This is a genomic window from Proteiniclasticum ruminis (assembly GCF_900115135.1).
Taxonomy (GTDB): domain Bacteria; phylum Bacillota; class Clostridia; order Clostridiales; family Clostridiaceae; genus Proteiniclasticum; species Proteiniclasticum ruminis_A.
Genome location: NZ_FOVK01000002.1, coordinates 312,098 through 338,326, shown reverse-complemented (window position 1 = coordinate 338,326; position 26,229 = coordinate 312,098). Strand labels below are relative to the sequence as shown.

Annotated in this window: 16 protein-coding genes and 2 pseudogenes; 5 read left to right on the top strand and 13 right to left on the bottom strand. The window is 40.6% G+C overall.

The genetic code is table 11. The annotated features are described in order from the left end of the window. Window positions 1–14: 14 nt before the first annotated feature. From BM243_RS06150 to BM243_RS06110, 11 genes and pseudogenes are all read right to left on the bottom strand, one after another. On the bottom strand, window positions 15–1,106 hold the full coding sequence (locus BM243_RS06150) for a glycosyltransferase family protein (RefSeq protein ID WP_074911425.1): 1,092 nt from the start codon (window positions 1,104–1,106) through the stop codon (window positions 15–17). Window positions 1,107–1,218: 112 nt separating this feature from the next. Further along, entirely contained in the window at window positions 1,219–1,965 is a 747-nt protein-coding gene (locus BM243_RS06145; RefSeq protein WP_074911423.1) for a glycosyltransferase family 2 protein, read from the bottom strand. 377 nt (window positions 1,966–2,342) lie between these two features. Then, window positions 2,343–3,281 carry a DMT family transporter gene (locus BM243_RS06140; RefSeq protein ID WP_074911420.1) on the bottom strand — a complete coding sequence of 313 codons (939 nt, stop codon included), beginning with the start codon at window positions 3,279–3,281 and terminating at the stop codon, window positions 2,343–2,345. 16 nt (window positions 3,282–3,297) lie between these two features. Beyond that, window positions 3,298–4,188 (bottom strand): choline/ethanolamine kinase family protein, encoded by an 891-nt coding sequence (locus tag BM243_RS06135; RefSeq protein WP_083422658.1) that lies wholly within the window; start codon window positions 4,186–4,188, stop codon window positions 3,298–3,300. Continuing rightward, window positions 4,181–5,056 (bottom strand): NTP transferase domain-containing protein, encoded by an 876-nt coding sequence (locus tag BM243_RS06130; protein WP_143093545.1) that lies wholly within the window; start codon window positions 5,054–5,056, stop codon window positions 4,181–4,183. The genes BM243_RS06135 and BM243_RS06130 overlap by 8 nt, the downstream gene beginning before the upstream one ends. Then, a complete protein-coding gene (locus BM243_RS06125) occupies window positions 5,043–6,806 on the bottom strand; it encodes an NTP transferase domain-containing protein (RefSeq protein ID WP_074911418.1) in 1,764 nt (587 codons plus the stop codon). The genes BM243_RS06130 and BM243_RS06125 overlap by 14 nt, the downstream gene beginning before the upstream one ends. Before the next feature lie 278 nt (window positions 6,807–7,084). Next, entirely contained in the window at window positions 7,085–9,697 is a 2,613-nt protein-coding gene (locus tag BM243_RS06120; protein WP_074911416.1) for a glucosaminidase domain-containing protein, read from the bottom strand. A gap of 16 nt (window positions 9,698–9,713) precedes the next feature. After that, window positions 9,714–13,409: an N-acetylmuramoyl-L-alanine amidase gene (locus BM243_RS06115; protein WP_074911414.1), complete on the bottom strand. Its 3,696-nt coding sequence runs from the start codon at window positions 13,407–13,409 to the stop codon at window positions 9,714–9,716. A 218-nt stretch (window positions 13,410–13,627) separates the two neighbouring features. Continuing rightward, entirely contained in the window at window positions 13,628–13,846 is a 219-nt protein-coding gene (locus tag BM243_RS15545) for a hypothetical protein (RefSeq protein ID WP_431602440.1), read from the bottom strand. After that, window positions 13,829–13,909 (bottom strand): annotated as a pseudogene (locus BM243_RS15540) (hypothetical protein); the annotation flags it as partial. The gene BM243_RS15545 and the pseudogene BM243_RS15540, both read right to left, overlap by 18 nt. Before the next feature lie 54 nt (window positions 13,910–13,963). Beyond that, window positions 13,964–17,767, bottom strand: a pseudogene (locus BM243_RS06110) (S8 family serine peptidase); the annotation flags it as partial. A 456-nt stretch (window positions 17,768–18,223) separates the two neighbouring features. Between BM243_RS06110 and BM243_RS06105 the strand changes: the two are divergent. The 5 genes from BM243_RS06105 (at window position 18,224) to BM243_RS06080 (ending at window position 23,297) form a co-directional block, all read left to right on the top strand. Next, window positions 18,224–19,075: a nucleotidyltransferase domain-containing protein gene (locus BM243_RS06105; protein ID WP_074911409.1), complete on the top strand. Its 852-nt coding sequence runs from the start codon at window positions 18,224–18,226 to the stop codon at window positions 19,073–19,075. Between the two features lie 727 nt (window positions 19,076–19,802). Beyond that, window positions 19,803–20,387 carry a sigma-70 family RNA polymerase sigma factor gene (locus BM243_RS06095; protein WP_074911405.1) on the top strand — a complete coding sequence of 195 codons (585 nt, stop codon included), beginning with the start codon at window positions 19,803–19,805 and terminating at the stop codon, window positions 20,385–20,387. Window positions 20,388–20,528: 141 nt separating this feature from the next. Beyond that, on the top strand, window positions 20,529–21,251 hold the full coding sequence (locus BM243_RS06090) for an NAD-dependent protein deacylase (RefSeq protein WP_074911403.1): 723 nt from the start codon (window positions 20,529–20,531) through the stop codon (window positions 21,249–21,251). Between the two features lie 150 nt (window positions 21,252–21,401). Then, a complete protein-coding gene (locus BM243_RS06085) occupies window positions 21,402–22,418 on the top strand; it encodes an LCP family protein (protein ID WP_177213469.1) in 1,017 nt (338 codons plus the stop codon). A gap of 180 nt (window positions 22,419–22,598) precedes the next feature. Next, window positions 22,599–23,297: a class A sortase gene (locus tag BM243_RS06080; protein ID WP_074911400.1), complete on the top strand. Its 699-nt coding sequence runs from the start codon at window positions 22,599–22,601 to the stop codon at window positions 23,295–23,297. A 316-nt stretch (window positions 23,298–23,613) separates the two neighbouring features. Here the strand turns inward: BM243_RS06080 and recJ are convergent, their stop codons facing one another. Beyond that, window positions 23,614–25,371, bottom strand: a complete 1,758-nt coding sequence (gene recJ / locus BM243_RS06075; protein ID WP_074911398.1) for a single-stranded-DNA-specific exonuclease RecJ — start codon at window positions 25,369–25,371, stop codon at window positions 23,614–23,616. 164 nt (window positions 25,372–25,535) lie between these two features. Further along, window positions 25,536–26,120 (bottom strand): DJ-1 family glyoxalase III, encoded by a 585-nt coding sequence (locus BM243_RS06070; RefSeq protein ID WP_074911396.1) that lies wholly within the window; start codon window positions 26,118–26,120, stop codon window positions 25,536–25,538. Window positions 26,121–26,229 lie beyond the last annotated feature (109 nt).

Sequence of the window (26,229 nt, the reverse complement as noted above, 5' to 3'; positions counted from 1 at the left end):
TGTCATTTCTTATTTTACAGTAAACTTTCGTACAGTTCACGAATTCTGTGTTCTTCATCTTGCCAAAAACAGTCCTCGTTACGCCTATGCGGGTATTGCAGTTCATTCACTTTGCCAAGCCCTGCCCCAATAGACTCCACAGAATAGGGATCGACACATACCCCTATTCCTTTACGAAACACATCCTGTCCAAGCAATGTGCGTTCAGAAACTATGATTTTTTTCATAAACACCTGTGACTCAAAGAACTTATTGCTTACAGCATAATACACATTCTGGTCATCATTTGGATATGCCGCCCAAACGATATCGGTAACGCTGTAAATGGACTGAAGATCCCTGGATTGGAATCTTCCTGTGTAGATGATATTGCTCATATGGATTTCATTGGAATACTCCACAAGAGCCGCTTTATCCGGACCATCTCCTGCAAGAAGAAGAACCATTTCATCCTTTCTTTCTGCCATAACTGCCATCAAATTTTTGAGAATTTCTGGATATCGGATTAGACCAATAAATGATACCACCGTCCTGTTTCCAATCTCCTCTTTATATGGATCCATGAAACCGGAATCTTTTCCAAACTCAGCATGCTGCTGGGGTTTATTGTTGATCACCCTGGCTGATGGTAAATCTCTTATGATGCTTTCATAATACTCACCAAAATACGGCGACGCAAAAATAATACCATCCACCTTGCGCTTGATGGACCATTTTTCTAAAACAGTCCGCCCCAAATTAAAAAGCTTGTTCCCGAAGAATTTTATATCATAAACTTCGTAAATCAGTTTTTGATTTGCTTTGCATAATGAGGCCACGAACATCATCTCAAAATCAACACTATGAACTACATCATACTGTTCTTTTTTGAGAATTTCCTTAACATATCCTAAAACTTTCGGTAATTCCAATAGCTTTTTCATTTGATTTCCATATCCAATGGATGAATCCAAAGAAAAAACAAAGGACTCTTTGACTTGTATGCCACTTCTATTCCAGGCTGCTACATCCACTTGAGCATCCGGAACCGCTGCTAAAATAGAGTTCCTCATATTCACCAATCTTGGGGGTAAAGGATATTGATCACACACCATTAAAACTTTCATTACATCAAACCTCGTGTCTCATTCAGTATTGTATGCTCCAAGCATAAAAGAGTCGCAGTTTTATTCCAAGTGAAACAAAACTCCGCCTATCCATGAAATAGAGTGATACCTTTTAAAGCGATTTTTTAATTCCATTTATTGTATAATGCAAAAAATAGTAAGAACTTTTAAGTAAACTCAGACCTTCATGTTCTCTTAGGACTTTCCACTGCCACTGAGCTGCCTTTTTCTTATTCCCACTTAAAGATCCAGTGGCCTTTCTATAACAGGCTAAGGACTCAGGAATTCCATAAGCCACAAACCCTCTCTTCAAAAGCATCAGCCATGTGGCATAGTCTTCATGATGAATCTTAGGCATCAAGAATTCTCCAACCACCGCTTTGTTGACAACAACTGTCAGACAGCCGATATTGGATCCTTTCAGCAGTTCCTTATAGGTTGTAGATGCAGGTGCGTTCACAGTTTTATGGAGCGCTTCTCCTTGATCATCCATCAAGTCATAGCTGGTGTAGGATATTGGCCACTTGTTCTCTTCCATGGATACAATCTGTTTCTTCAGCTTTTCCGGGAACCATACATCATCACTGTCCAAGAACGCAATATACTGACCTTCCGCCGCTTGAATGGCTGTATTTCGAGCATTGACGACACCCTGATTCTGAGAAAGGGAAATCAGCCTTATTCTTCCATCCATCTCTGCTGCCTCTTTAATCAGTTCTTCTGTCGAATCTGGTGATTTGTCATTGACAATGATCATTTCCCAATTCTCGTACGTCTGATTTTGTACAGAACGGATACAGTCCATTATATATTTCTCTGCCTTATAAGCAGGGGTTATGATTGATACCAAGGGATACATAGGTATTGTCCTCCTTCTGAATAATATTTAATTACATTCATACCATCTAAAGAACCTCAATAATTATATCACAACTGCTTTGCATTATCTATGGAACTTGGCACAAACACAGTCCCTGGGCCTTTCCTTAAGTGCCCTGATTCAACCCCTCATTGTTCCATTCACTAGCTGTTTCTATGAAGTTCCCTTAACGATCCATGATCATAATATTCATAGATCTGTTGAGATACAACAATATTTCACATATTCTGATTTTATATATTACATTCTTATTTGCAAACTCAGACATTATTACATCATACCTACATTTTTCACCCTAAAAGTTAAAGAGTTATTACAAAACCCAAAGGTTCCGCAATAACTCTAAAAACAAAAACTTATGATGCTGCTTTTTCAGGTATGAGTTCTTTTAAATCAGCAGCTGCAATTAAGGAACCAGCAATGATCACCAGACCTAATACGATATCCCTTAGAGATACCGTCTGTTGCAGAATGATTACCCCAAAGACCACCGCCCATGCGCAGTAGGTGATATTTAGTGCCATGGCTTTAGAAGCCCCAATCTTTCCAATGGCTTTATAATAGAAAAGATAGGATGCGGTGCCGAAGAATGCCGACAATAATATGACGGGCATGGTTGAACTGGCTAGAACCTCTGTACTAAGCAGCCATCCTCCAAGGACCGGTAGAATAATCACAGCATAAAAAAGAGCAGATGTCAGCTGTCTAATCTGAAGTGCCTGAGAATCTGATATCTGTGGATCCTTTAAACCATACGCAATAATCACCGCTTCCGCAGCCCATCCTACAACACATAAGATGGCAAATAAGAAGCCCAGCACTAGATTGCTGGTATCAGAACCTCCTGGGGTATATCCAAGGGCTATTACACCACCAATACTGACAAATAGGCCAATCAGCTGATAAGGCTTCATCTTCTCTTTTAAGAAGATGTACGAAAACAGCGCTCCCACCGCAGGAAATAATGAAGAGATTATAGCGGTATAGGCCGCTCCAATATACTTAATGGATAATACATATCCAGTCATTCCTACAGGACCACCAATTAAAGCAGCAAGAACGATGAACTTCCCACTCTTAGATCTTAAAGCACGAAGAACGTTTGAAAACTCTCCTCGCACCCCTGTGTAAAGAAGCATCCAAAGACTGGAGAAAAAATCATGAATAAATGTACTCACAAAAGGCGCCAAAAAAACTGCTGCTTCTGTAGAAACAAATGGTGTGCGGGCTAAAGCAATTCCTAAGATGACCGTATCCAACCCCCACAGCAAACCCGCTAATAAACCATCAAACATAATACTCTCCTGCCCTTCACACTATTTTCATCAGCATTGATAAATTACTTTTCGCTCTTTCATACCGTTCATTTGCATACTCCAAAAGATCTTCACCGCAAGCATATCTCTGTTTTCCCCATAAACTCCATAGAAAATCCAAAAACACTTTGTTCATCACAATTCTGATATCTTCAAATCGGGTAGAAGGTCTTCCAAAATAGTATTCTTTGAACTGAATCTCTTCTACTGGTGTAAAGCCAGCTTCAATAAACACATCCGCCAGATCCCACATAGGATCATTCATGCCAGCATACTCCCAGTCCACCAGATACATTCTGTCCTTTCCTTTTATAAAGTTCTCACAGAGTGGATCGTTGTGACATAAGACTCGCTGAATTTCATAGCGCTCATAGAGCTCTTTTAAGCTGTAGATCTGCTTTCTGACCCCTTCATAATCATCCCAATAGAAATTTCCCGACTCACTGTTTAAAAGGTCTTCATACTCCTTAATCTTTTCAAATACATCAAAGGGTATTGGCAGTACTTTTCCACTGGTATGGAGTTTTGAAAACAGCTCCGCAATATCCTTCATATTCTCTGGAATCTTCACTTGGTCCGCATCCATGGTAACCGCATCTTCAATATACTTGCAGACCTTGATCCCTGATTTTTCATCAAAGTACAGCATCTCAGCATCAATCCCAATCTCATTGGTCACCCATGAAATGTCTGATTCGTCTTTTCTGTTGATCAGCTCTTCTGTTCCAACTCCTGGAAATCTCACCACGTAGATCTCCTCTCCATTGAACAGTTTAAAGTTAAAATTTGTTAACCCACCCAAGCGTTCAATCTTTTTTGGAGCATAGCTAAGATGCAGCATCTCTTCAAAAACCTGCTTCATCTTGGATTCCATTTCTCTATTCATAACACTCTCTCCTTATTTCACCAGTAATATAATCATACCTATAACTTTGCCCGCATACGCTAAAACGAAACCCTTCCACCTGTCCCATCGATGAAAGAGGAAGGATACTTGAAATTTCACTTTGTGCGCAGTTCAACTCCTGGGAAATTTTACTCATGATCTCAGACCTGGTATCAAAGAGATACGTCTCATCAAAGGCCTGGAGTTCTTCCAGACTGTCGAATTCTTTAATCACTCGTTCATCATACTTCTTGATTTTCAGCTTAAGCTGATCCAGATGTTTGATGTACAAGTGTTCCCAGAGCATCCCTGATGAATCCTCTCGTTGATAGGCTTCTTCCATCAATGGAATCAACTGTTCTGAGAACTCTCGGTTGAAATAGGCATGCCCAATCATCACAAAAGCATCCTGCCCCCCAATGGTCACTTCTTTAATATATCCTTCCTCATCCGTACCGATACACCACTCATCGGTCTCCCCTGATTGATACACTGCAGAATAGTATCCATAGTCTGTATACTCTAAGAATGCATTCTCAGAAAAATAATTATCTGCGGAGCAGATAAAGGTATCCCCTAGAATGTCTTTTGCCTTCATTAAGGAGGATAAGTTGTTTTTAATATGATATTCGTCATTGAGGATGATCTTCACATTGAACTTCTCCTGAAGATAGGAGAAAAGTTCAGCCTTATACCCAACAATTACAGTAATATCTTCGATTCCTGCTTCTTTCAGCTGCCTGATCTGCCTCTCAATTAAAATCTCTCCTTTTACTTCCAAAAGTCCCTTTGGGGTTTCATAGGACAACGGTGCAAATCGGGAAGAAAACCCGGCGGCTAAAATCACAGCATTTCTACTTATCATCATTCTCATTAAACCTCTCATTCAACATCATCTTCACTAAATGGCTATATTCTTTCGCATACTGGTATTGGATGATGGAGTATTCACCAAACTCAACGCCGAGCATTCTTTTATACTCACACCAGTTGCTCCATAGAAGCCCACAGATTGCGATATATGCATATATTTTTATACGTACAATTTCATCACACATTCCTTCAAAATAGGTATCAATCAGCCTATCAATCTTTGCTTTGTCATAAAGCGAGTAAATCGCAAACATCGCAATATCCACATGAGGATCCTGCATGCCCGCATATTCCCAGTCAATCAGCCTTATTTCTCCATGAGAGAAAAGAAAATTATCTGGAACAGCATCAATATGGCAAAGCTGATATTCAAGTCTAACTCTTTCAATAAACCCTTGAAGGGACTCCACTCTCTTTTTGGTTTCAATATAGTCTTTATAAAGAGTTGGGCTCTTCCATAAACTTTCATAGTAACGAATCATCCCAAAGAGATCAAAGTTGTGACTGACCTCCAGCTTCTGATCATGAAAAGAACGAAGAACATCCATACATCTCTTTACATCTTCTTGGTTCATAGGATCACACTCTCTAGCATCTTCCATGAACTTCGTAATTTTATATCCTTTTTCAGGAGAGAAAAATACAACTTCATCCGAGATATGAATTCCTTGAATGGCCTTGTATACTTCGCCTTCTTCCTCTCGGTTGATAAGTTCAGAGGTTCCTTCCCCAGGTACCCTCATAATGTACTTTTCCCCTTTTGCAGAGAAAAGAAAAGACCTGTTGGTCATACCCTTCTTCAATACACTTATCTCATTTATTTCGGAAAGATCACAATGAAACACTTCACAAATCTGATGAAGAGTTTCTGAGTTTAAGTGAGCTGAGTCCTCATCCAGTTCTCTTAACTCTTCGTAGGTGTTGATCTCAATAACATCTGAGTCTTTCACAACCAGGGCATCAAACTTCTTGTCCGAAAGTCCAAGCAAAGCCTCTTCCCAAAAAGCTCCATCATATTTCCCACTTTGGGCGTACTTATCCACTTGCTTCCTTAACGCTATTCCATCTACTTCACTTACGTAACTTATCCCAAGAACACGGTTATCCTTTGCTGAATCATTTGACTTCTCTATCTTTCCATCTCTTCTAAGTTTGATATGTGTTCCCTTTTTCTTTTCAGCTCCAATCATATACCAGGAACTGAACTCTTCCTCATGAAAAGGATTGTTAACAGCATATACATCGCCGGGAATAATATACGTCTTTTCAAAATTCTCAGGGAATAATGAAAGGGAATGAAGATTATTCTTTACAGCATAGTCAGAGTTAATAATAAGTTTGACCCCTAGTGCATCTGTCAGATACTCAAACATTTCTTTCAGATACCCAACGACAACGTAAATTTCTTCGACTCCCTTATCTTTTAGCTGTCTGATGATCCGTTCAACCAGCACTTCACCTTTCACTTCGAGAAGTGCCTTGGGTATGTCAGATCCAATGGGAACCATACGCATTCCAAAACCCGCAGCCAGTATCACTGCTCTCTCGGGCTTCTCCGTCCTGAACTCTCGCAGCTTCATGCTGTCAGCTTTCATGCGGTGATCTATATAACCTTCATCCTGAAGCACTTTCATCGATTTATTCACAAGTCCTAAAGAATACCCCAGCTCTTTGGCAATTTGCCTCTGGCTTATCAATGGATTTTGAATCAACAATCTAAGGATTGATTTCTCATTATAGTTCATTGAATGCACCTCTTCACTATTTCTGAACACTACTTCATTAGTATATTCTCCATAACTGTAAGAATCAACATGAATTTAACATATTGTTAACTTTAATGTCTATTTCATTTAGACGGTTTCTTTTCAAAAAAAAAGCTGCAGTAGCTTTTACCCTACCGCAGCATTTTTTTCTATCATATTCACTTGGGTCTTTTATTTCTTCCATCCAAGAGGGAGAATCCTCATAGTCAAACACAAGCTCCAGGTTCTCTAATCGCACTTTTTTGTATGATTAAAGTTTATTTAAAGATTGGAATGATGTATCTCTTTGGAACATTGACGCCAAGAGAATCAAACTGGCTCTTTATTCTAGATGCCTGTTTTCTTGCCCATTCAATATCTGTTGCATACTGATGGGTCATGTTCTCTCCTAAGTTGAATCTCATTTTGTACAGTGTATTCTGTGGATTTGCACGATGGATATAATTGGTGGAAATCCACTTTGCGCCACCCATGATAGCCTCCTCCACGGAAAACCACTTTTCTGAATAAGCCTTCTGGGCACCCCACAGATTGGGATTCACGTCCCACGCACCGATGCCGAAAACATTATAGACAAGTTTACCCAGGTCCTCTTGAGGTACAGGAGTGGATGGTGAGTTAATATCCCCGAACTTACTGTATATGACTTCAACCGTCTGGCCGTTTGCTAGAACGGAACCTCCATTCCCTGTTTCAAGCAGCGAATGGGCAATGAGATAAAACGGATTGACTTTGTATTGAATTCCCGCGTCCAGGAACGCTTGACCCATACCACTTAAAACCCCTCTGCCGCTGAGCATCGCATTGAGCTGCTCCACAGATACTTCAAAATACTCTTCGGAATAACTGAGGTCCATAAAGATAAACCGATTGATATCGTCATAGATGAAGTTCCCCGGATCCATATTGTCTCTTATTTTTTGCCAGACCGCTGTTCCGCTGCCTACATACTTCTGTGCATTGATGTATTCTTTATCCACATAACTGGTAAAGGTGGAAGGATAGTTCTCCATGATGAGTGTATCTGGTCCATTCCCTTTGACAATAATATTCCTGTATTCTATTGTGCCATCATTGGAGACCAGTTCAACCTTTAGCGTATTCATATCCTTTGACAAGACCTCTTTCTCCAGAACAAAGGAATATCCTGCGGTATTTGCATTGGGATAATCCGGATAATTCGATCCGTTACTAGGTAACCCGATGGCAGCATTCCCTCTAAATGAACCATTTACATGATACCGTACTTCTTTGATTCCAGAATCAGAAAGAGCAACGCCCTTCACTTCCGTAGCCTCAGCAGGCACTGGATCTCCACTTTTGATTCCTTCTACCGTAAGAATCGGATCATTTTTCACCATTTTGAACTTCACAGACTTTGATGCGATGTTCCTGTAATTTGATTCCATCTGCACCATCAGTGTGTGATCTCCCGCACTGATGCTTCCATGAGGTAGCTCTATCTTATAAAATGCCAAATTTTTGTTGGGATACTTCGTATATATACTTGATGCTTCAGCGTCATTATACCGTGAAACATATACTTCTTTGCCGTCAAGGTAAGCTTTCACATCATACACCCCAGCGTAAGCCAATGTGGTTCCTGTGACAAGCACATCCTCCTTCTGATAAATGTCTTTAGCCCCTCCAAGTTCAAGGACCATAGGAATCGGTTCTTTGAAGACATCGTACTCATACCGCATATAAGATGTGCTTGCGTTGGCATATCCTGTTTTGCCGTTAAACTCCAGACGTGCCCATCCATTAACAATCTCGTAAACCTTCACTTTAGAACCTCTAGGCATCACTGCGACCCTAGCACTTCCCACATTAGGTTCTTGTCTTAGATTCAGAGAATCTACAATAATGGTATAAATAGCATGGTCTTTCTGATTGATGAAATCTTGAGGCTTCTCATAGAGTCTTATCTCAATGGCTTCTACCCTCAATGATTCTCCTGTTGTGCCAGAAATCTCACCATCTTTTTTCCATGGCATCCATCCCTTATTCTGGACATGAGTTCTGTACTCGATGCCGTACGCATCGGCCACCTTTCCTTCAAGCCAAAACTTAAATGCCTCTACTCTAAGACCTAGCCCTTCAGTTCCAGCTAACTGTCCGTTTGATACCTCACTCATCCAGCCTTTGTTTTGTACATGCGCCTGATAAGTCACGCTGCCGCTAGGAAGCAAAGAGCCCAGTTCTGCAGTCACAGCTTCCATCCGCTTTGACTGACCCACTAAACCGGATAGAGCCCCATCTTTCACTTCAGCTTGCCATCCAACAGACTCCACATGGGCTTTATACGCAATGAGTGAACTTCCATTCTTGGAATGAAATGACACAGCACTTGTATCCGGGCCAAGCTGATCCTTTTTTACGACCATCACTTGTATCGCTTCCAGTCTGTAACCGTATCCTTCCGTACCAGAAGCAAAACCATTCTTCGCCCAACCAAGCCAGCCGTAGTTTTGGGCATGGACTCGATAATATACATCATATTCTTTTTCATCAGCTCCGGTGAGCTCAATTTTCACGGCCTCAACTCTCAACCCTCTTCCTGTCGTTCCGCTTTGAGCACCATTACTCCTGTACTCCTGCCATCCAACATTCTGAACATGGGTAGAATATCTGATTCCTAAGTTTTCGTTTCCAAGGACTTCTATGGCCAATCCTTCAAGTCTTAAACTCTCGCCTTCTGTCCCACTCATAACACCGTCAGACACAAAAGGAGTCCATCCTTTGAACTGTACATGAGTATTGTAACGTACAGAGACATCTGCTGCATTTACTGTGGCAGAATGTATGAAAAACAGGCCCAAAAACACACCCAATATACCTATTATGAAATAATTAGAGATTTTCTTCATATGCTCTCCCTTCTATCTACTGGTACAAACGACTTCTCACTTCAGCTCTGAACATATCCATGTTTTTCCCATGGAAAGGAAACCAATGATTCACGTCAGAGTGATTGCTTGCCACTCCAAGAAAGTATCCTTCGTTATGACTGATGATATCAGCTTCTGTGAAATTATAAAGTCTTGCTAGTATTACTGATAATGTTACGGCATTATTCCAAACCCCTGTAAAATAAGTGCTATAAGTTGCCGCATCATATCCCACTATTCTTCCACCAGAGTATTTTACTCCAGCAGGTTCACACATTTCAATCCCAATATGGGTATTATTCGCTGTTCCTCCTGCATGCCATCCACGATGATCCCAAGGCAAGTACTGCCAAATTTCTCGGTCATCCACAAATGAATGGACCGCCACCTGGCGATTGGTTTCACCTTTCTCATATGACTTGTTCCAACGGTCAAACCAGTCCGCAGCCATAACCCCTGGGGTAGCTGTTGAATGCAGTACAATTCCCTGAGGCTTTATTTTCTGATTAATAATATAGCAATCATTTTTATCCATAAACCGAGTCTTTAAAGAATACGGAATATTAATTACGAATGGATTACCTAAAGGAGCATCGAAGGATTCATTACGTGGTACCAATTGTACTTCAAATGCCTCGATACCATTTTGGTAAAGAGCAGATCCTGCTTTTTCTCCATTCTTTGCCCAACCTAACCATCCTATTTGTGCAACATGCACCCGATAGTAAATATCAAACTCATATTGAATATCCCCTGTAAGTGACATCGTCAGCTCTTCTATTCGCTTTGACTGTCCGATCGTACCAACATAGCCATTGGATTGGTTCTCTGTGCTTCTCCAGCCTTCTCCCTGGATAAATGCGCCTAAAACAATATTCCCCTCAGGGAGATGGGATGATAAAGTAAGCGATAACGCTTCTAACCTCAGGCTTCTGCCAGTGGTACCAAATATTTGTGTTTTTGACGTCTCTGTTCTCCATCCTATGTTCTGTATATGTGTTTCAGCTCCAATGTCTGTAACAGAACCAATGAGGTGTCCCACATTGCTGTCATCGTAAGAATGACCTTTTGGCACGATTTTTACTTCAAATGCCTCCAATCGCAACCCCTCCCCCAAAGAGCCGGCTGCCATTCCATTTTTCGTCCAACCCAGCCATCCATGATTCTGGACATGCACCCGATAGAGGATATCATACTTCTGGCTGTACTTTTCTGTTAAAGAGATTTTCATAGCCCGAATGGCATCATTTTTGTCTGATTTCACTCCAACTCCTGAAACGCCTTGAACCCATCCTTTAGCGTCATAATATGCAGAAAATCTGATAGAAGAAGAATCCATATTCAAACCTGAAATATCTAACTCACTGAGCCCCTTGGACTGTCCTATACTTCCACTAAACTGATTTTCCATCTGGTATCCGGACATAGGATTCATTTCAACTCGGCTTCGATAAAGAACAATGGGTTGATCTCCTTTTGCCATAAAACCAATACTTGTGTCCTCAACTGAATCCTGCTTTCTCACAAGCTTCAGTTCAACATCCTGTAAAGCAAGTCCAAACCCTTCTGAACCAGCTGACTCGCCATTTTTCTTCCATGCAAAATAATCTTCAAACCCAGCAGCCTTCACTCTATAAAAAACATCATAATATTCCGAAACGGTTCCTTCTAAATCTACCCGAACAGCCTCTACCTGATACCTAGACGATGGTTTTCCCGCAACTTCTCCATTTTGAACTGTGTCCATCCAGCCAACGTTCTGCACATGAACCTGGTAACTGATGCTTCCCATTGGCAGAGCTGTTCCCAGTTCTACTTTTAAAGCCAGAAGCTTCTCATGTAGCGCCGTCGTTTCAGAACCTGCATCTGATGTTTTAGGAGACCATCCGATTTCTTGTGAGTACAGAGCATAATGAATGTCTGTCAGATTCGTAGTGACAAAAGCATTCTCCTCAGGTAAATCCATGGTTCCACGAGGAGCAATCACCATCTGTATATCATGTATTCCTTCATGAAAGCCATCACTGCCAGCAGGGAATCCTTCAGCAGCCCAATCCATCCACCCTGTTCCTGCTCTATATACACGATAGTACAGTTCAAAAAGATCCCTCTTTTCACCAGTGAGCTCCATGCGGATTCCCTGGATTGACCCATCATGCTCAAGAGCCTCCACCCTTCCGGGACCAGCGGGATCAGTCCAAACACCATTTTTCAGAACAGAAGACTCAATACCAAGCCCTATGGGACTATCGATTGTAATCTCAAGGTCTTCAATCAGGTTCCCACTCTTGGGGGGATTCGTATCATCTTTTTCTGGAAGAAAAAGATCAGACCATCCCTCTGGTCCTGTGTAAAAACGGTACCTAAGGGATATCAAATCCTCCAGTTTTACAAAAGGTTCCTCAGTAGATTCCTCAAAGGGTTCATTTGAAGGAACTACCTTAAACTGAATGGCTTCTATCTGGTATCCCAATCCCTCTGTTCCAGATTTTTCTCCATTCTTTGCCCAATCCATCCATCCATAGTTCTCATTATATGTTCGATAATAAATATGATAGTCAGCTGCTTTTTCCCCTTCAAGCCTCACAGTGATAGCTTCTAGAGACTTAGCTTGACCTACAGTTCCTGCGGTGCTGCCCTCAGGCATGAAATCGGACCACTGCTCATTCATCACCTTTACTGCATAGGCAACAGATACCTCCGACTCATTTGACGTATTTAGCTCAAATGCCTCAAGTCTTAAGCCTTCACCAACAGTACCTGTTATTTCGCCATTGGAGATATATTCTTGCCAACCATAATTTTGAATGTGAGAACGATAGCTGATCTGAACATTCTTATCCGTGTCTACGATTGGTACTGGAACATCTTCGGGTGCCTCTTGGCTCCGCTCCTCAAACTCAAGCAGTATATCTGCGTCCGTATTAAGAGGAGTCTCTTCAGTACTTGACTGAATCTCAATTTGAATGGTCTTACTCGTGATATTTTCTACAAATGGATTCACGGATAAAAATACATCTTTCCATTCTTTAGAAGGCACTTCAATACTGTACGTAGCTTTCTCCTCATTACTGTTGGTATCGGTAATTTCATCTAGATCTATCATCGGGACGCCATAGTCTTTTGCAGCCAACAGACCAGATACAAGAATGCCAGCATCCTGAATCACTCTATCCTGTGTAATCTGGTTTCCAGTCGGGTATTTGAGCAGAGATTTCTCCACAGAAACATCCAGTAGAGTCTCCTCCATTATTTCTATCTTTATTGTTTCTGCTTCAGCTGGCTTATACATTTCATTTTCGAGATTCTGAAATAGTATGTAAGACCTATACACTCCGGGTGTAGAATGCTCTCTGTTCAGATTCCCATCTGTGGACTCATGAAGCATTTCCTTACTGATATATACTTTGTCAACACGATCCTCTTCTAATCCAAGATTCAAAAAGCTGGATGGGATGATATAGTATTCCTCACCTTCAATGACCTTGATGTTGACCTCTGAGAAAATTAATCCTGCATCTTTTTTATGAATCTTCAACACAAACTCATCTGTATCACTCAATCTGATCTCATAAGGATACTCCACGGTAAGATTCTTTTGTATCACCTCTTCTGCCATTACTTTTTTATGAGTAATCGTCACACTGGCGCATAACGATAGTATCGTAATCATTGAAATTAACTTTTTCATGAAAGCTCTCCTAAAATTTATTAAATACCACTATATTTTATCACATAATATTGTGGATATACACTTCAAGCAATAGGATTATCTTTCAAAACACATAAATATCACATATTCAATAAAATACACTAAATAATTACAAAACAAATAATTCCTCTCTGAGTATCAATAAAAAGGGCTGCAGCACCATGACGATACTGCAACCCTTTATACGAACTACTTACTTATTTTACAAAAACATGGGATGTTTCCCCTGGAGCTGCTGCTCCCTTTGGAACAATAACAATCTTTATGGCTTCCATTCTTAATGATAGCCCTTCTGATCCAGAAGCATTGCCATTCTTTGCCCAGCCAAGCCATCCGTGGTTCTGAATGTGTGTGGTATAGTACACATCATATAGACCCGCATCTCTTCCTGTAAGCTCGATTTTGATTGCTTCCATTCTCAAAGCCTGTCCTGTTGTTCCAGTCATCTGACCGTTGGCAACATAGTCTGTCCATCCAAGATTCTGGATATGGCTAGAATACTTAATACCAACATTCGCATTTCCTGTCAACATCACATTTAGGCCTTCCATACGTAATGATTTTCCAGTTGTACCAGCCAGTTCTCCATCACTTACGTAATCCATCCATCCATAATTCTGGACATGTGGTCTGTAGGTAACCGAAGGCTGTTCAATGGCTTCTTCACGTACAATTGTCACTGTTTCAGTGGTTTCATGGTTTACAGCATCCTTCAGAGTAAATGTGAAAGTATTTTCGCCAAGGGCTAGATTCACATTATACTCAAATGTCTTTTCAGTTGGCCCTTGAACCACTAAATCATGTTCATATTTATAGATTTCGCTGTCGCCATGATAAAGAACAAGGGATCCAAGATTATCCATCAGTGTAAATCTAATGGTTGCAGTCTCAGAATCAGCTCTTCTCTCAAGCACTTCTGCTGTCATTTCTGGTGCAGTGGTATCCACGTAGAATCTTCTCACAAGTTTAGCCTGTGCATCGTTCTTGGATATTGCTTCCACACTCATCTCCTGATATCCATCTTCCAGCTCAACTTCTGCAGTGAAATGGTATGCAGGTCCTTGATAAATCACAGAACCATCATCAGGATGGTTAATAACCACATCATTCTCCATCACGAAATCCGCTTCCACTGTACCGTTGATCAGAACCTTGTCCAGGAAGTTTACATTAGTAACGTATCCTTCAACGGGAACTGGATTCTCATCATAATATGCAAGAATCATTGGCTCTAGAATATAGATGAACGCATCTACATCTGGAACAGCCTGGAACTCTGTAACAGAAAGATTTCCAATGACGTCAAAAGCACCAATCTCAATCTTTACTGCATTCTCAGTGCCTTCTGGAAGTACAACAGAGAACTCACTTTGCTCTTCTTCTGCTGCAAATATTAGATCCAGTATTGTACCGTCCACAATAAATCTGAATGTGTCTAATCCTGAACCAGCATCACTTGCCTTAAAGGTAAGCGTTCTAGTTTCAGTATCAAAAGCAACATCCGTTACTTCAGGAGCAACAGTGTCAACGCCTACTGGCATTTTGTACACTTGGTACTCACGGTCTCCCTGAAGCTTCGCTCTAATCTCATAGAAGTAATTGCCATCTGAAACAACGGATCCATTTACGGTACCATCCCAAAGGGCTCTATCAACGACAGAATAAGGATTTGCTCTTCCACCATTGATGAAATCTTTTCTTTCATACTGGCTAGTGTAAATATTCCTAAGTACATTGCCTTCCGCATCAGTAATCCTGTACTGAACCTCCTCTGCATTACGCAGGAAACTCAGGATTGGGAAAGTATGATCGGTAGCGTTCATTGCACCTTCTTCTGTGCCAGGATTGATGAATAGATCAGAACTTGTGTTGAAATAGATTCCATCCTCATAGATCAGTCCAAAGCCAGAGAAATCAAAGTATGATTCACCAAATGCATCAATTGTGGAAAGTCCATCAATGATCTTTGGCGCGTTCCAGTCACCGTAGAATCCTACGAAAGGAACTGTAACCTCTGGATACTCATCCATTGTATCAACCAATTTGACAAATCCTTCAACAAAACCATACTTCATGGTATTAATAAGGGTTGTATCAGCTGAAAAGTCAACAGATACTGTAAAACTCTTTTCTCCATTTGCAGGAACTTCGATGGTTTCTGGAGCATCAATTGTAGCATTCAAAAGATCGCTGCCAAGTCCTGTAAGAAGCTTGCCGTTATAGGAAGCCACATAATCTCTAAGCGCTGTAGTATCCACAGCATAAGTAACTGCTGCATCGCTATGATTCTTCGCTGTAAGCCTTAAAGTAAAGTTCTTTGCGCTGAAGTCTTTCAGTTCAACCTTTGCCTTACCAGTTACTGAATCCACCATAGTTACAGGTGTTGTTACCGCTGTATAGAGGTTCATTAGCCCTGACCCCTGTACTCTTGGAGAAACTGGATATCCGTCTCCATCCAAGATTAATGAGGTTGTGTTCATGAGAAGCACTTTAACGAGCTCAGATTTTTCTTTAGAAGATAAATGAGCAAACTTTGGATTGCTCTCCACGTATTCCATAACTACTGCAGATCCACCAGCCACATGAGGTGAAGCCATTGAAGTTCCGCTCATTATGCCATACTTGTTGTTGTTCAGTGTAGAGTAAATCTGTCCGCCAGGTGCTGTGATTTCAGGCTTCAGTTCTAATGTAGGTGTTGTTCCCCAGGAGGAGAAATCAGATATCTCTCCACCAGCTGGATTTGGAACTTGAATGGTTCCTTCCGAGAAGGTGATCGTTACTAAATTATCTCGTAATTCAACCCCGGCGGCATTTCCAATGAAAACTGCTGGAATGGTTTCGCCTGCTGGATATGCCATATTAATCAGTTCTTCTCCAGCATTGTTGAATATGATAACACCAATGGCTCCTGCATTCTTTGCATTGAGGATCTTGTCTGTAAAGGCAAATCCTCCTCTGGAAATCAGTGCTACTTTACCATCCACATCACCCAGTTCTTCAGGATAGCCAAATCCACCGAAAGCATACTCTGTATCAGCAGGAAGAGTTGCAGGATCTGTTGGGCCTGCTAAAGCCATTGGTGCTTTCTTCTCAAGTTCACCAATGGAATAAGTCAGATAGCGCACCTGCTGGCTAACATTTTCAACAGAAGCCACTTGAAGTGTAGGTGCATTAAGTCCAGGGGCGCCTACAACACCAAGGTCAGGATTCTGAGCCCATGGATATCCAAGATACGTTGTGTCGCTCCAACCATAAGTGATGTTTCCAGAGTTACCTGCAGAAACAGCTGCAACGATACCGTTATCCACAGCATTCTGAAGTGCTACATTTTCTGCTGAGTCTTCAACATAAAAACTGGCTGTTGATCCAAGACTCATGTTGATGACATCGGCTCCAAGCTTGATTGCTTCATCAATGGCAACCAAATAAATATCTGAAAATGTGGTGGCATAAATCGGATCATTGGAGAATACCTTCATAGCCAAGAGCTGTGCTTTTGGAGCTACACCCTTTATGCCTCCATTTTCAGTGTCTCCATTTGCTCCGACGGTACCTGCAACGTGCTGGCCGTGCATAGAAGCGTCAGGTCCTTTGTCTATAACTTCATTGCTCAGATCATAATAATTATATCCGTAAGGCACTTTTTTCGTGAAATATCTGCCTAGAAGGCCAAGCTCATTCACTTCAGATTCTGTAAGTGCTACTTCAGTTCCAGGTGCAAGAACCATGTCTTTGTGCGTATAATCCAATCCTGAATCAATTACTGCAACAACTTGTTCTTCACCAGCAAAATCTAGTTCCCATGTTCTCGATGCATTAACCATGTCTCCACTGGTAACCATCTCAACTTTTACTTCAGGTTTTTCATATTCATTGGAAAGATATACTTTCTTGACACCAGCAATCTTTTCAATGGTAGCGATATCTTTAAATTTAACCTTTCCGCTAAATCCATTCATCGCCACTGTGAAACTCTTTAAGTACTCCATCTTCACTGCTTTTGCAGAGATGGCATTCTTAATTGTACTCTGTTCTGACGTCAACTTATTCTGAATGCTCTTCTGCTCAGATACAGAAAGTCTGTCATAACTGACATTTTTTCCTGTAGCTATCTCAATACCAGCTTTTGAACTGAGCTCCACAATAATTCTGACTTCATCCTCTGGATTAAAGAATCCATCAAGCTTCTCAGAGAGTTTGCTGCTCTTGATCTCTTCTTCTCTTTTAGCATTAGCTGCTTCCAGGAATAAATTAGCATCTGCAGAAACTCGTTTAGGGACAAAAGCACCAGAAAAAGCTAAAAGTAACGTTAGAATTGCGACAGTAAATTTCTTCATGCTCAAATTATTTCCTCCCCTTTTATAAAAGTTACAAACATTACTACCCTCCTTATAAAATAATATATTGTTCAGAATATAATTATTATACTCATGTAAATTCATAATTTCAACATTTCTTTTGTTAATTGTCAAAATTAGACAATAAAACCAATCAAAAAATCAACAATATCTTAATTTTGTAATCAAAGTATTATTTAACAGAATATTTTTTATGTTCTTTTTATTATCTGCTTAAAATCTCAACGTACAATCTTCACAGATGCAATTATTTCTAAAGATGATCACGGTTTTTTTGCATGATTTTCAATCTCTTTCACTTTTTTAAGATATATTTAACAATTCAGGTATTTGGAGATATATTTGGATTTTTCTGATATGATTGAGGTAGAAGTCAGAATATTTCGTTCGCAAATGTTTTAACTTCTACATTGTATACATAAAGGAGTAGATCGCATGAACATTGATTTGAAAAATCCAAGAGTATATCTAGCCCATGAGATTCGAGAGCTAATAAGAGACATCGAATTTGATGGTCCTGAGCTTCTTGCCATGGCTGTCGGTGGCTCTGTCTCGAGAGGACAAGCCGATGCCTTCTCCGATCTGGAACTCCTTTGCTTCTGGGATATTTTCCCAGATGTCGATACGAGACAAAAGCTCGTAGACTCCATCGGAGCAGATCTCATTTTCCCAATAGACGATGATCAGAATGAAGATAACCTCATTTTGAAAGACATCCAAATTGACATTCTCCACAATACCGTAGACTACTACGATAATATGATCGAGGATGCATGGGAGTTTCATTTGGCTGACTATCAAACCTTGGGATTTCTTGACACAATTACCTATGCTTATCCACTGTTTGGAGAGGATATTTTAAATGCCTGGAAAGAAAAGACAGGGGTCTATCCCCGTGAACTTGCCATCAATGTGATTTTTGACAATCTTGTGAAACTTCACAATGGAAACATTGAGCTGTATATTCAAAGAGATAATCCCACAGAATATTATGCTCAAATGGTCTCAATTCAAAGAAAGCTGTTCAACATACTGTCAGCAATCAATAAATCCTATGCAGGTGGATACAAATGGATGTATCCTGAGCTGGAATCTATGAAAATCGCTCCGGTGAATGTTTCAATTCGCTTCAAAGAGATGTTTACAATAAATAAATTCGAAGCAGTTGAAGATTTGTATGCATTGGTGTTTGAAACGCTAATCCTCGTAAAACAGCAGTTCCCTGAAGTGGACTTCAGTGTAGAGGAGACCTTTGATAAGTTCATGATTAAGAGATTGCCACTATAAATATTCCTTTGTAAAAGCTTGGATCTTCCAAGCTTTTACATTGTCTTGATAATCATAAACTCAAAGAACCTGTATGATGTTGTATGCTGGGCTGGTCATTAAAATAATATGATATAATTTCTTTAAGCGAACCCAGTCTGAATACCCTTGTTTCACTGTTTCAGTCCTGAACATCAATATATCCAATGAATCTTATGGTAGGAGAATCAATAATGTCATTTTTATATAATTTATTCTCAATGTTTTTCACTCTTTTCCTGATCGTAGTTATGCTCTATCTTTTTTTGAAGAGCATGAAAAACACAACCACATTCCAAAAGCTTAACAGACTGACTATTCTTGCGGTAATTATAACTTTCCTGGGTCTTCTCTTTCTAGGGTATGGATTGTTCAATGGAATTCTAGGTTCCCTATTGGTACTCTTGCTCATCCGAATCTCCTACGTGATCTATGTAGACTCCAATTAACGCAATAAATAAGAATCATCAACTCACCTTTTGAAATATATATTAAATACCAATTTACAATAAACTATATCAACAATTATAATAATTTATTGTAACAATTATCATTATATAATTAGAATATAAATATTGTTTTCATAATTCATTCCGTAAATTGTATTATTTTAGACAATCTATATTATAATATAATTATTCTTGAGTATGCTAATTTAGTATTTAATGCATATTTAGTTTATGCAGATATAATTTCTGGGGAGGACTTAATGAACAGCAATATTTTTATTCAAGCGAAAAACGGAAATAGAGAGGCGATTGAATTTGTCATCAAGACCGTTGAACCCTTTATCTTTAAACAGTGCCGTAGAATGAAGCTTCAGGAACACGATTTTGAAGATTTGTGTCAAATCTCCTATGAAGCAATCATCAAAGCAATCCCTAAGCTCGATGATAAGCATTTGGATTCTGCTCCATCCTATCTGATGAAATGTATCCATAATGCACTCAAATACGAAGCAAGAAGGATCCTAGCAAAGCCGCAGGATACGAGTCTCGATAGTGAGGATAAAGATGGGATTACCCATGCAGAGAAACTCGTCGCCAAAGAAAATACCGAATCCATCTTCTTCCGTGATGAAAACAGCTCCAGGGTGAAAGACGCCTTTATGACTTTAACCCCTGAAGAAAAAACAGTGCTATCCTACTTCATCCAAGATCCTTACGGAGGTATCAAAAGATACTCAGAACTCTATGATACAGACTACCGTAAAGCCAGATATCTGAAAGATAAAACTCTGAAAAAGATGAAATCATATCTGGAAACCCATAAAGACGATGACTTTTTATTCTGATTTCCGTTCCAAATAAAACAAACGAAATTATTCTGCACTCAAGATTTCTAAAGCTCGAAGCTGACTTCGAGCTTTTATTTCATTTAAAATTATCAAACCACTCACTTTCCTATGGTAAAATACCTATAGAAGGTGATGAAAATGAATCAAATCATAAAAGCAGCAGAATTACTGCGAAAATCAAATAAAATACTTGTTCTTACAGGTGCAGGCATGTCCACTGAGTCCGGTCTGAAAGACTTCAGATCTAAGGACGGACTGGCATCTACTCTATATGAAGGGTATTATCCAGAAGAACTTCTCTCGAGAAGCTTCTTCTACCATAACCCCTCCCTTTTCTATCAGTATTTAAAAGAAAAAATCAATGTTGCAGGATTCTCCCCCAATAAAGGACATCTCACTCTAGCAAAATGGGAGAACACCCTGAATATGACAATTATCACACAAAATATCGATATGCTCCATCAAAAAGCCGGAAGCAAAAACGCACTTGAACTTCATGGCACCTTAGCCACCGCCACCTGCACAAATTGTGGTTCAAAAAAGCCTCTTCGAGAGATCTTTAAAGATGGTTATGACTGTCCTTGTGGCGGTATATATAAGCCAGACATAGTGCTTTACGATGAAGAGGTCACACTGATCCATAGAGCATTCACCTTGGCTGAAGAAGCAGATCTACTCTTGGTTCTTGGCACTTCACTTAAAGTATACCCTGCTGCCAGTATCCCCGAGGTATTCGGATTAAGAAACAAATCGATGATTATCATCAACAGAGACGCCACTCCATATGAACATCATTATAATGTCACAGAAATTCATGATGGTATTGGAGCCACACTCGAAAGAATCAACAAACTTATATAATATTTAATCATTTACACTTTTTTATTTCTAACAATTCTTAGTTTTCCATGAAAAATTCTTAATTTATCTAAATTGTAATGTTTTAGATTTGAAAAGGGGTATAATTGGAAAGTGAAATAATGATAGAGAATGACCTGTGGAGGTACACAAATGACACGAAGACAAAAAAAAATGAAAACAAAGAAACGTAATATAAAAACGCCTTTGCTGATTGTATTAGCATTATTACTTTTCTTAACTGGGTTTGGATATGCTTATGTCCATAATCTCTTAAACTCAACGATAAAAGAAGAGATTCCTCAAGGGGAAGGCGAACTGGGTATTGGGGATAAAGAGTTTGAGTTTGAGTATGAGGAAGAAGTAGTTATACCTGAAGGTAACGAAGAAGATGGTGAACTGCCTTACTATTATGAAGATGTAAAAGGAATCACCAATATTGCACTGTTTGGTGTAGACGCTCCTCTTGGCAAACGCGGTAGAAGCGACGCCATCATGATTGTCACCATTGACAGGAATACAAAGAAAATCAAACTGTCTTCCATCATCAGAGACAGCTATGTGAATATTCCTGATCGAGGAATGGATAAAGTGAACCATGCTTACGCCTTTGGAGGTCCAGAGTTAGCACTGAAAACAATAAACTCAAACTTCCATCTGGACATTAAAAACTTTGCCACTGTGAACTTTACAACTCTTCCTAAGGTCATCAATACTCTAGGTGGAGTAAGCATAACAGTGACCAATGCAGAAGCCACCCAGATTACCGGACTCTCAAAGGGAGGCACCTACAACCTAACAGGTGAACAGGCACTGGACTTTGTGAGAATCCGTAAGATTGACTCTGATTTCGCCAGATCTGACAGACAAAGAACCGTCATCGAAGCCATCATCAAAAAGATGCTCGATAAGCCTGTCACTTCTTATCCAGGAATTCTTAGCAATATCCTCCCCCTGATCACAACCAATATGGGATCCAATGATATACTAAGTCTTGCAGGAAGTGTTGTAACAAATGGAATCAGAACCATCGACCAGATGAGATTCCCAGAAGATTCTTACTCCAGTGGTCAAACCATCAAGGGTATCTACTACTATGTATTCAATAGAGACAGCGCAATCCATAGCATCGGAAAGTATATCTATTTAGATGAGAAATCAACCAATTAAAGTTCTTGAGCACTACAGAGTCTAATCTTCTGTAGTGCTTTTTTCTTCTCCTCTTTCCTGAATCATGCTCCAATAATGGAACAACTAGAAATTGTAACCTTCTTTCCGTTGAACCCACCATCAACCAATGTTATAGTTATTTAAAGAAAAGAAAAAGAAATCATGAAAGAGGGATTCCACATGAAGAAGTTTTTTGCAGTTCTCCTCATCGCCTTTGGTTTACTCCTGATCTTTACTCCTAAAATAAAAGATCTGGTGATTCAAAATACAATCAATAATACAGTAAAAGTTGTGGCTGATTATACTCCTGAGAAAATCAAGGAAAACGAACAAAGTGAAGAAGCCGAATTTGATTTCTCCATTGTAGAGGACATCAGCGTCACAGGCACCCTGCTGGATGCCAGTAAAATCAATAAGGATCTTCTCATCGGTCAGCTGGTGATTCCCAACGTCAAAATGAACATCCCGATATTCAAGGGCATTAACAATGCAAATCTCCTGGCAGGCTCTGCCACCATGAGAAAGGACCAGAAGATGGGGCAAGGTAATTATCCTCTCGCCGGGCACTATTCCAAAGACAAGAATATTCTCTTTGGCTCTCTTATGGATGTGAAAGAAGGAGACATCATACGACTCACAGACAACGAGACCATTTTTGAGTATGTTGCCTATGATGTGACCACAGTACCAGATACTGCAGTGTACATCATTGAAGATCAGGAAGCAAAGAAGAGAGGAAACGCCATTCTTTCCCTCATGACCTGCTACTACTCCTCTTCTACGGGCAAGCGCTACTTTGTCATGGCAGACTTCAAGACCTCTTACCCTTATAGTGAAGATCTGCTGCACGAAGAAGCTGCCTACAATGCATCAAACTAATGAGAAAAAGAAGACAGTGAAAGAAGACATCCCCATCTGAAGATAGAATTCAGATGGGGATGTCTTTATCGTATTCATTTATAATTTTCAAAAAAGGAACCTGGCCCTTACTTGCTTTGGCTTCAATCATCACGCAATAGATAGAGGTTTTTGCACGTTCCTGCCAGGTTCCAGTGGTATGATGCTCCGCTTCCTTCGTACGAGAAAGAATACCAGCTGTCCGTGAAAGACGGAATAACAATCACAAGATTTAATTTAGCATACTTTATACCACTTTGCAATCAAATACCGTAAAAATATATCACTTCGAAAAAACTTAAGAAATACGAAGATCAAGGATCTTCATCTGAACTCTAGTGATGCCGTTGTAGGTGTTGAGATCCGGATAAAATAAAAGATCCACTTTCTTGTCCTTCAGTAAAAGATCCAGCCTTTCAGCCTCCATGCCATGGACTTCTCTATAGTAATCCTCCAGTTTCTTCACCCCATAAAAATAGATCCCTTCCACCAAAGAGTTCTCGGACTGGAACAGAAATTTCAGATGGTCTTTGTTCTGACCAAGAAAATACATCTGGGAGATGGTCAGCCCCTTCTCCGCAAAGACAGGCTTCGGATTCTCCTTGCCAAAAGGCTCCAATGCGTCCAGAGCACGGACAAAGCTCTCGGTGATCTTCCCAGGCGAAAGCCTGGCATCGATGCGCACCTTCGGAAGAAGATCCTCTTCAGACAGCTCTGAATTCCGATTAAGACTCTCCCTCAAGGAGTTGAGATGCTCTTCTTCTATAGTAAGCCCTGCCGCCATGGGATGTCCACCAAATTTTTTCAGATGCTCCTTCACACTGCTGAGCCCTTCAAAAATATTATACTCCTCGATGGATCTGGCAGATCCTTTCAAGCCATTCTCTGTGGTGGTCAGAACGATGGCTGGTCTATAGTATCTTTCCTTCACTCTTCCGGCAATGATCCCAGCAAGACTCTCATGAACGTCCTCCAGATGAATAACCATCACATGGTCCTCCTGGTAGCCATGGGTCCGGATCACATCTTCTGCAAGGACGATACCTTCTTCTGTCATGGCCTTTCTTTTCTGATTGAGCTGATAAAGCTCTGTTGCAAGTCTTTTGGCTTCTTCTCCTTCAGAAAAGAGAAGCTCCACACTCTTCCTCGCCGTGGCCAGTCTGCCCGCCGCGTTAAAGCAAGGACCAAGAACAAAGCCGATGCTGTAGGTGGACACCTCTTTCAGAGAAAGATCTGCAGCTTCCGCCAAGGCAAGCAGCCCTTCATTCTGAATGTTCTTCAGAAGAGATAGTCCATGCTTCACAATGATTCTGTTTTCTCCCGTAAGATCCATGATGTCTCCCACCGTGGCAATGGCGGCATAAGGAAGATACCTTTCGATCACATCCTCATCCATGCCCATGACCTCATAAAGCTTTGTGATGAGTTTAAACGCCACCACAGCACCGCAGAGTCCTTTATAGGGGTAAGGGCACCCTTCCTGCTTGGGATTCACCACAGCGTCTGCTGGGGGCAGCACTTGCCTCTTCTTTTCCCCCTCCATAACATATGGAATGTCATGATGGTCCGTGACGATGATATCCATCCCCAGGTCCTTGGCATGCTGCACCGCTTCAAAGGCTGAAATGCCATTGTCAAAAGTAATGAGAAGGTCAATTCCTTCTTCCTTGGCTTTCTCCACCATATCCTTGTTGATGCCGTAGCCATCCTTTACTCTGTCTGGTATCTCATAGTCCACCAAAGCATCCACTTCTCTCAATGCTGACAGCGCGATGTAGATACTCATAGATCCATCGATGTCGAAATCTCCCACCAGACGGATTCTCTTCTCCTCTTCCAGGGCTGTTAAAATCAGTTCCACCGCTTTGTCCATATCCTTCATGAGCCCCGGATCGTGAAGATCCGAAAGGCTTGGGTGAAGATATGCCTTCATCTCCTCCAAAGTTCCTGGGCACCGGTTCACAAGGCACCTGGCAATCTCTTCCGGCAGATTCAGCGCTCGACTCAGCGCACCATAATCTGTCCTGATATTTTTCATCATCCATTTACTTTGCATATTCTCTTATCCTGTTCTTTCTCATATTTTCATTCATACCATTCATTATAGCCAAACTCTCCAAGAGAATGCAAAAGGAATCCCTGATTTTACTCAGAGATTCCTAAAATTCACAGTTCTTTCTAAAAGAATGGGATCGCTTTACCTGAATGGTCCAGAAGCTCCTACTTTCCCTTCTTGTCCAGAAGGAAGTTATACTGCATATCTTCCCGAAGTCTTATGGCATCCTCTTCTAGACCTAAAGCTTCCAGCAGTGAGAATCCCATTTCCATGGATGTGCCCGCACCTCGTGAAGTGAGAATGTTGCCGGACCTTACAAAGACTTCATGAGCATACTTTTCTGGATGAATCTTCTCCTCAAAGGTTGGAGCAGAGGTGGCCTCATGGCCTTTTAAAATCCCTGCTTCCTCCAGTACCCAAGGTGCAGCACAGATGGCTCCGATGAGCACCTGATCCTCATTGTATTTTCGAAGAAGATCCAGCACCTTTTCACTGGCCGCCAGATTATTCACCCCAGGAACGCCTCCTGGAAGATACACCAGATCGTAGTCGTCGTTATAGATGTCAATGAACTCCAACCGAACGTCACTTTTCAGCGTGATATTATGCGACCCTGTCACATCTTCTTTTTCCGTAATGGATGCCACCTGTACTTTAACTTTGGCTCTTCTTAAGATATCAATGACCGATACCGCTTCAATCTCCTCAAACCCTGGTGCCAGAAGAACAAGAACTCTTTTACTACTCATTACGACTCCTCCCCTGAAACACTTATTTTCTAAATTATACCATAGAAGTTAAAATTTAACTTAACAGCACCACAACATAAACCGTAAAATTCTTGTCCATCATTTACAA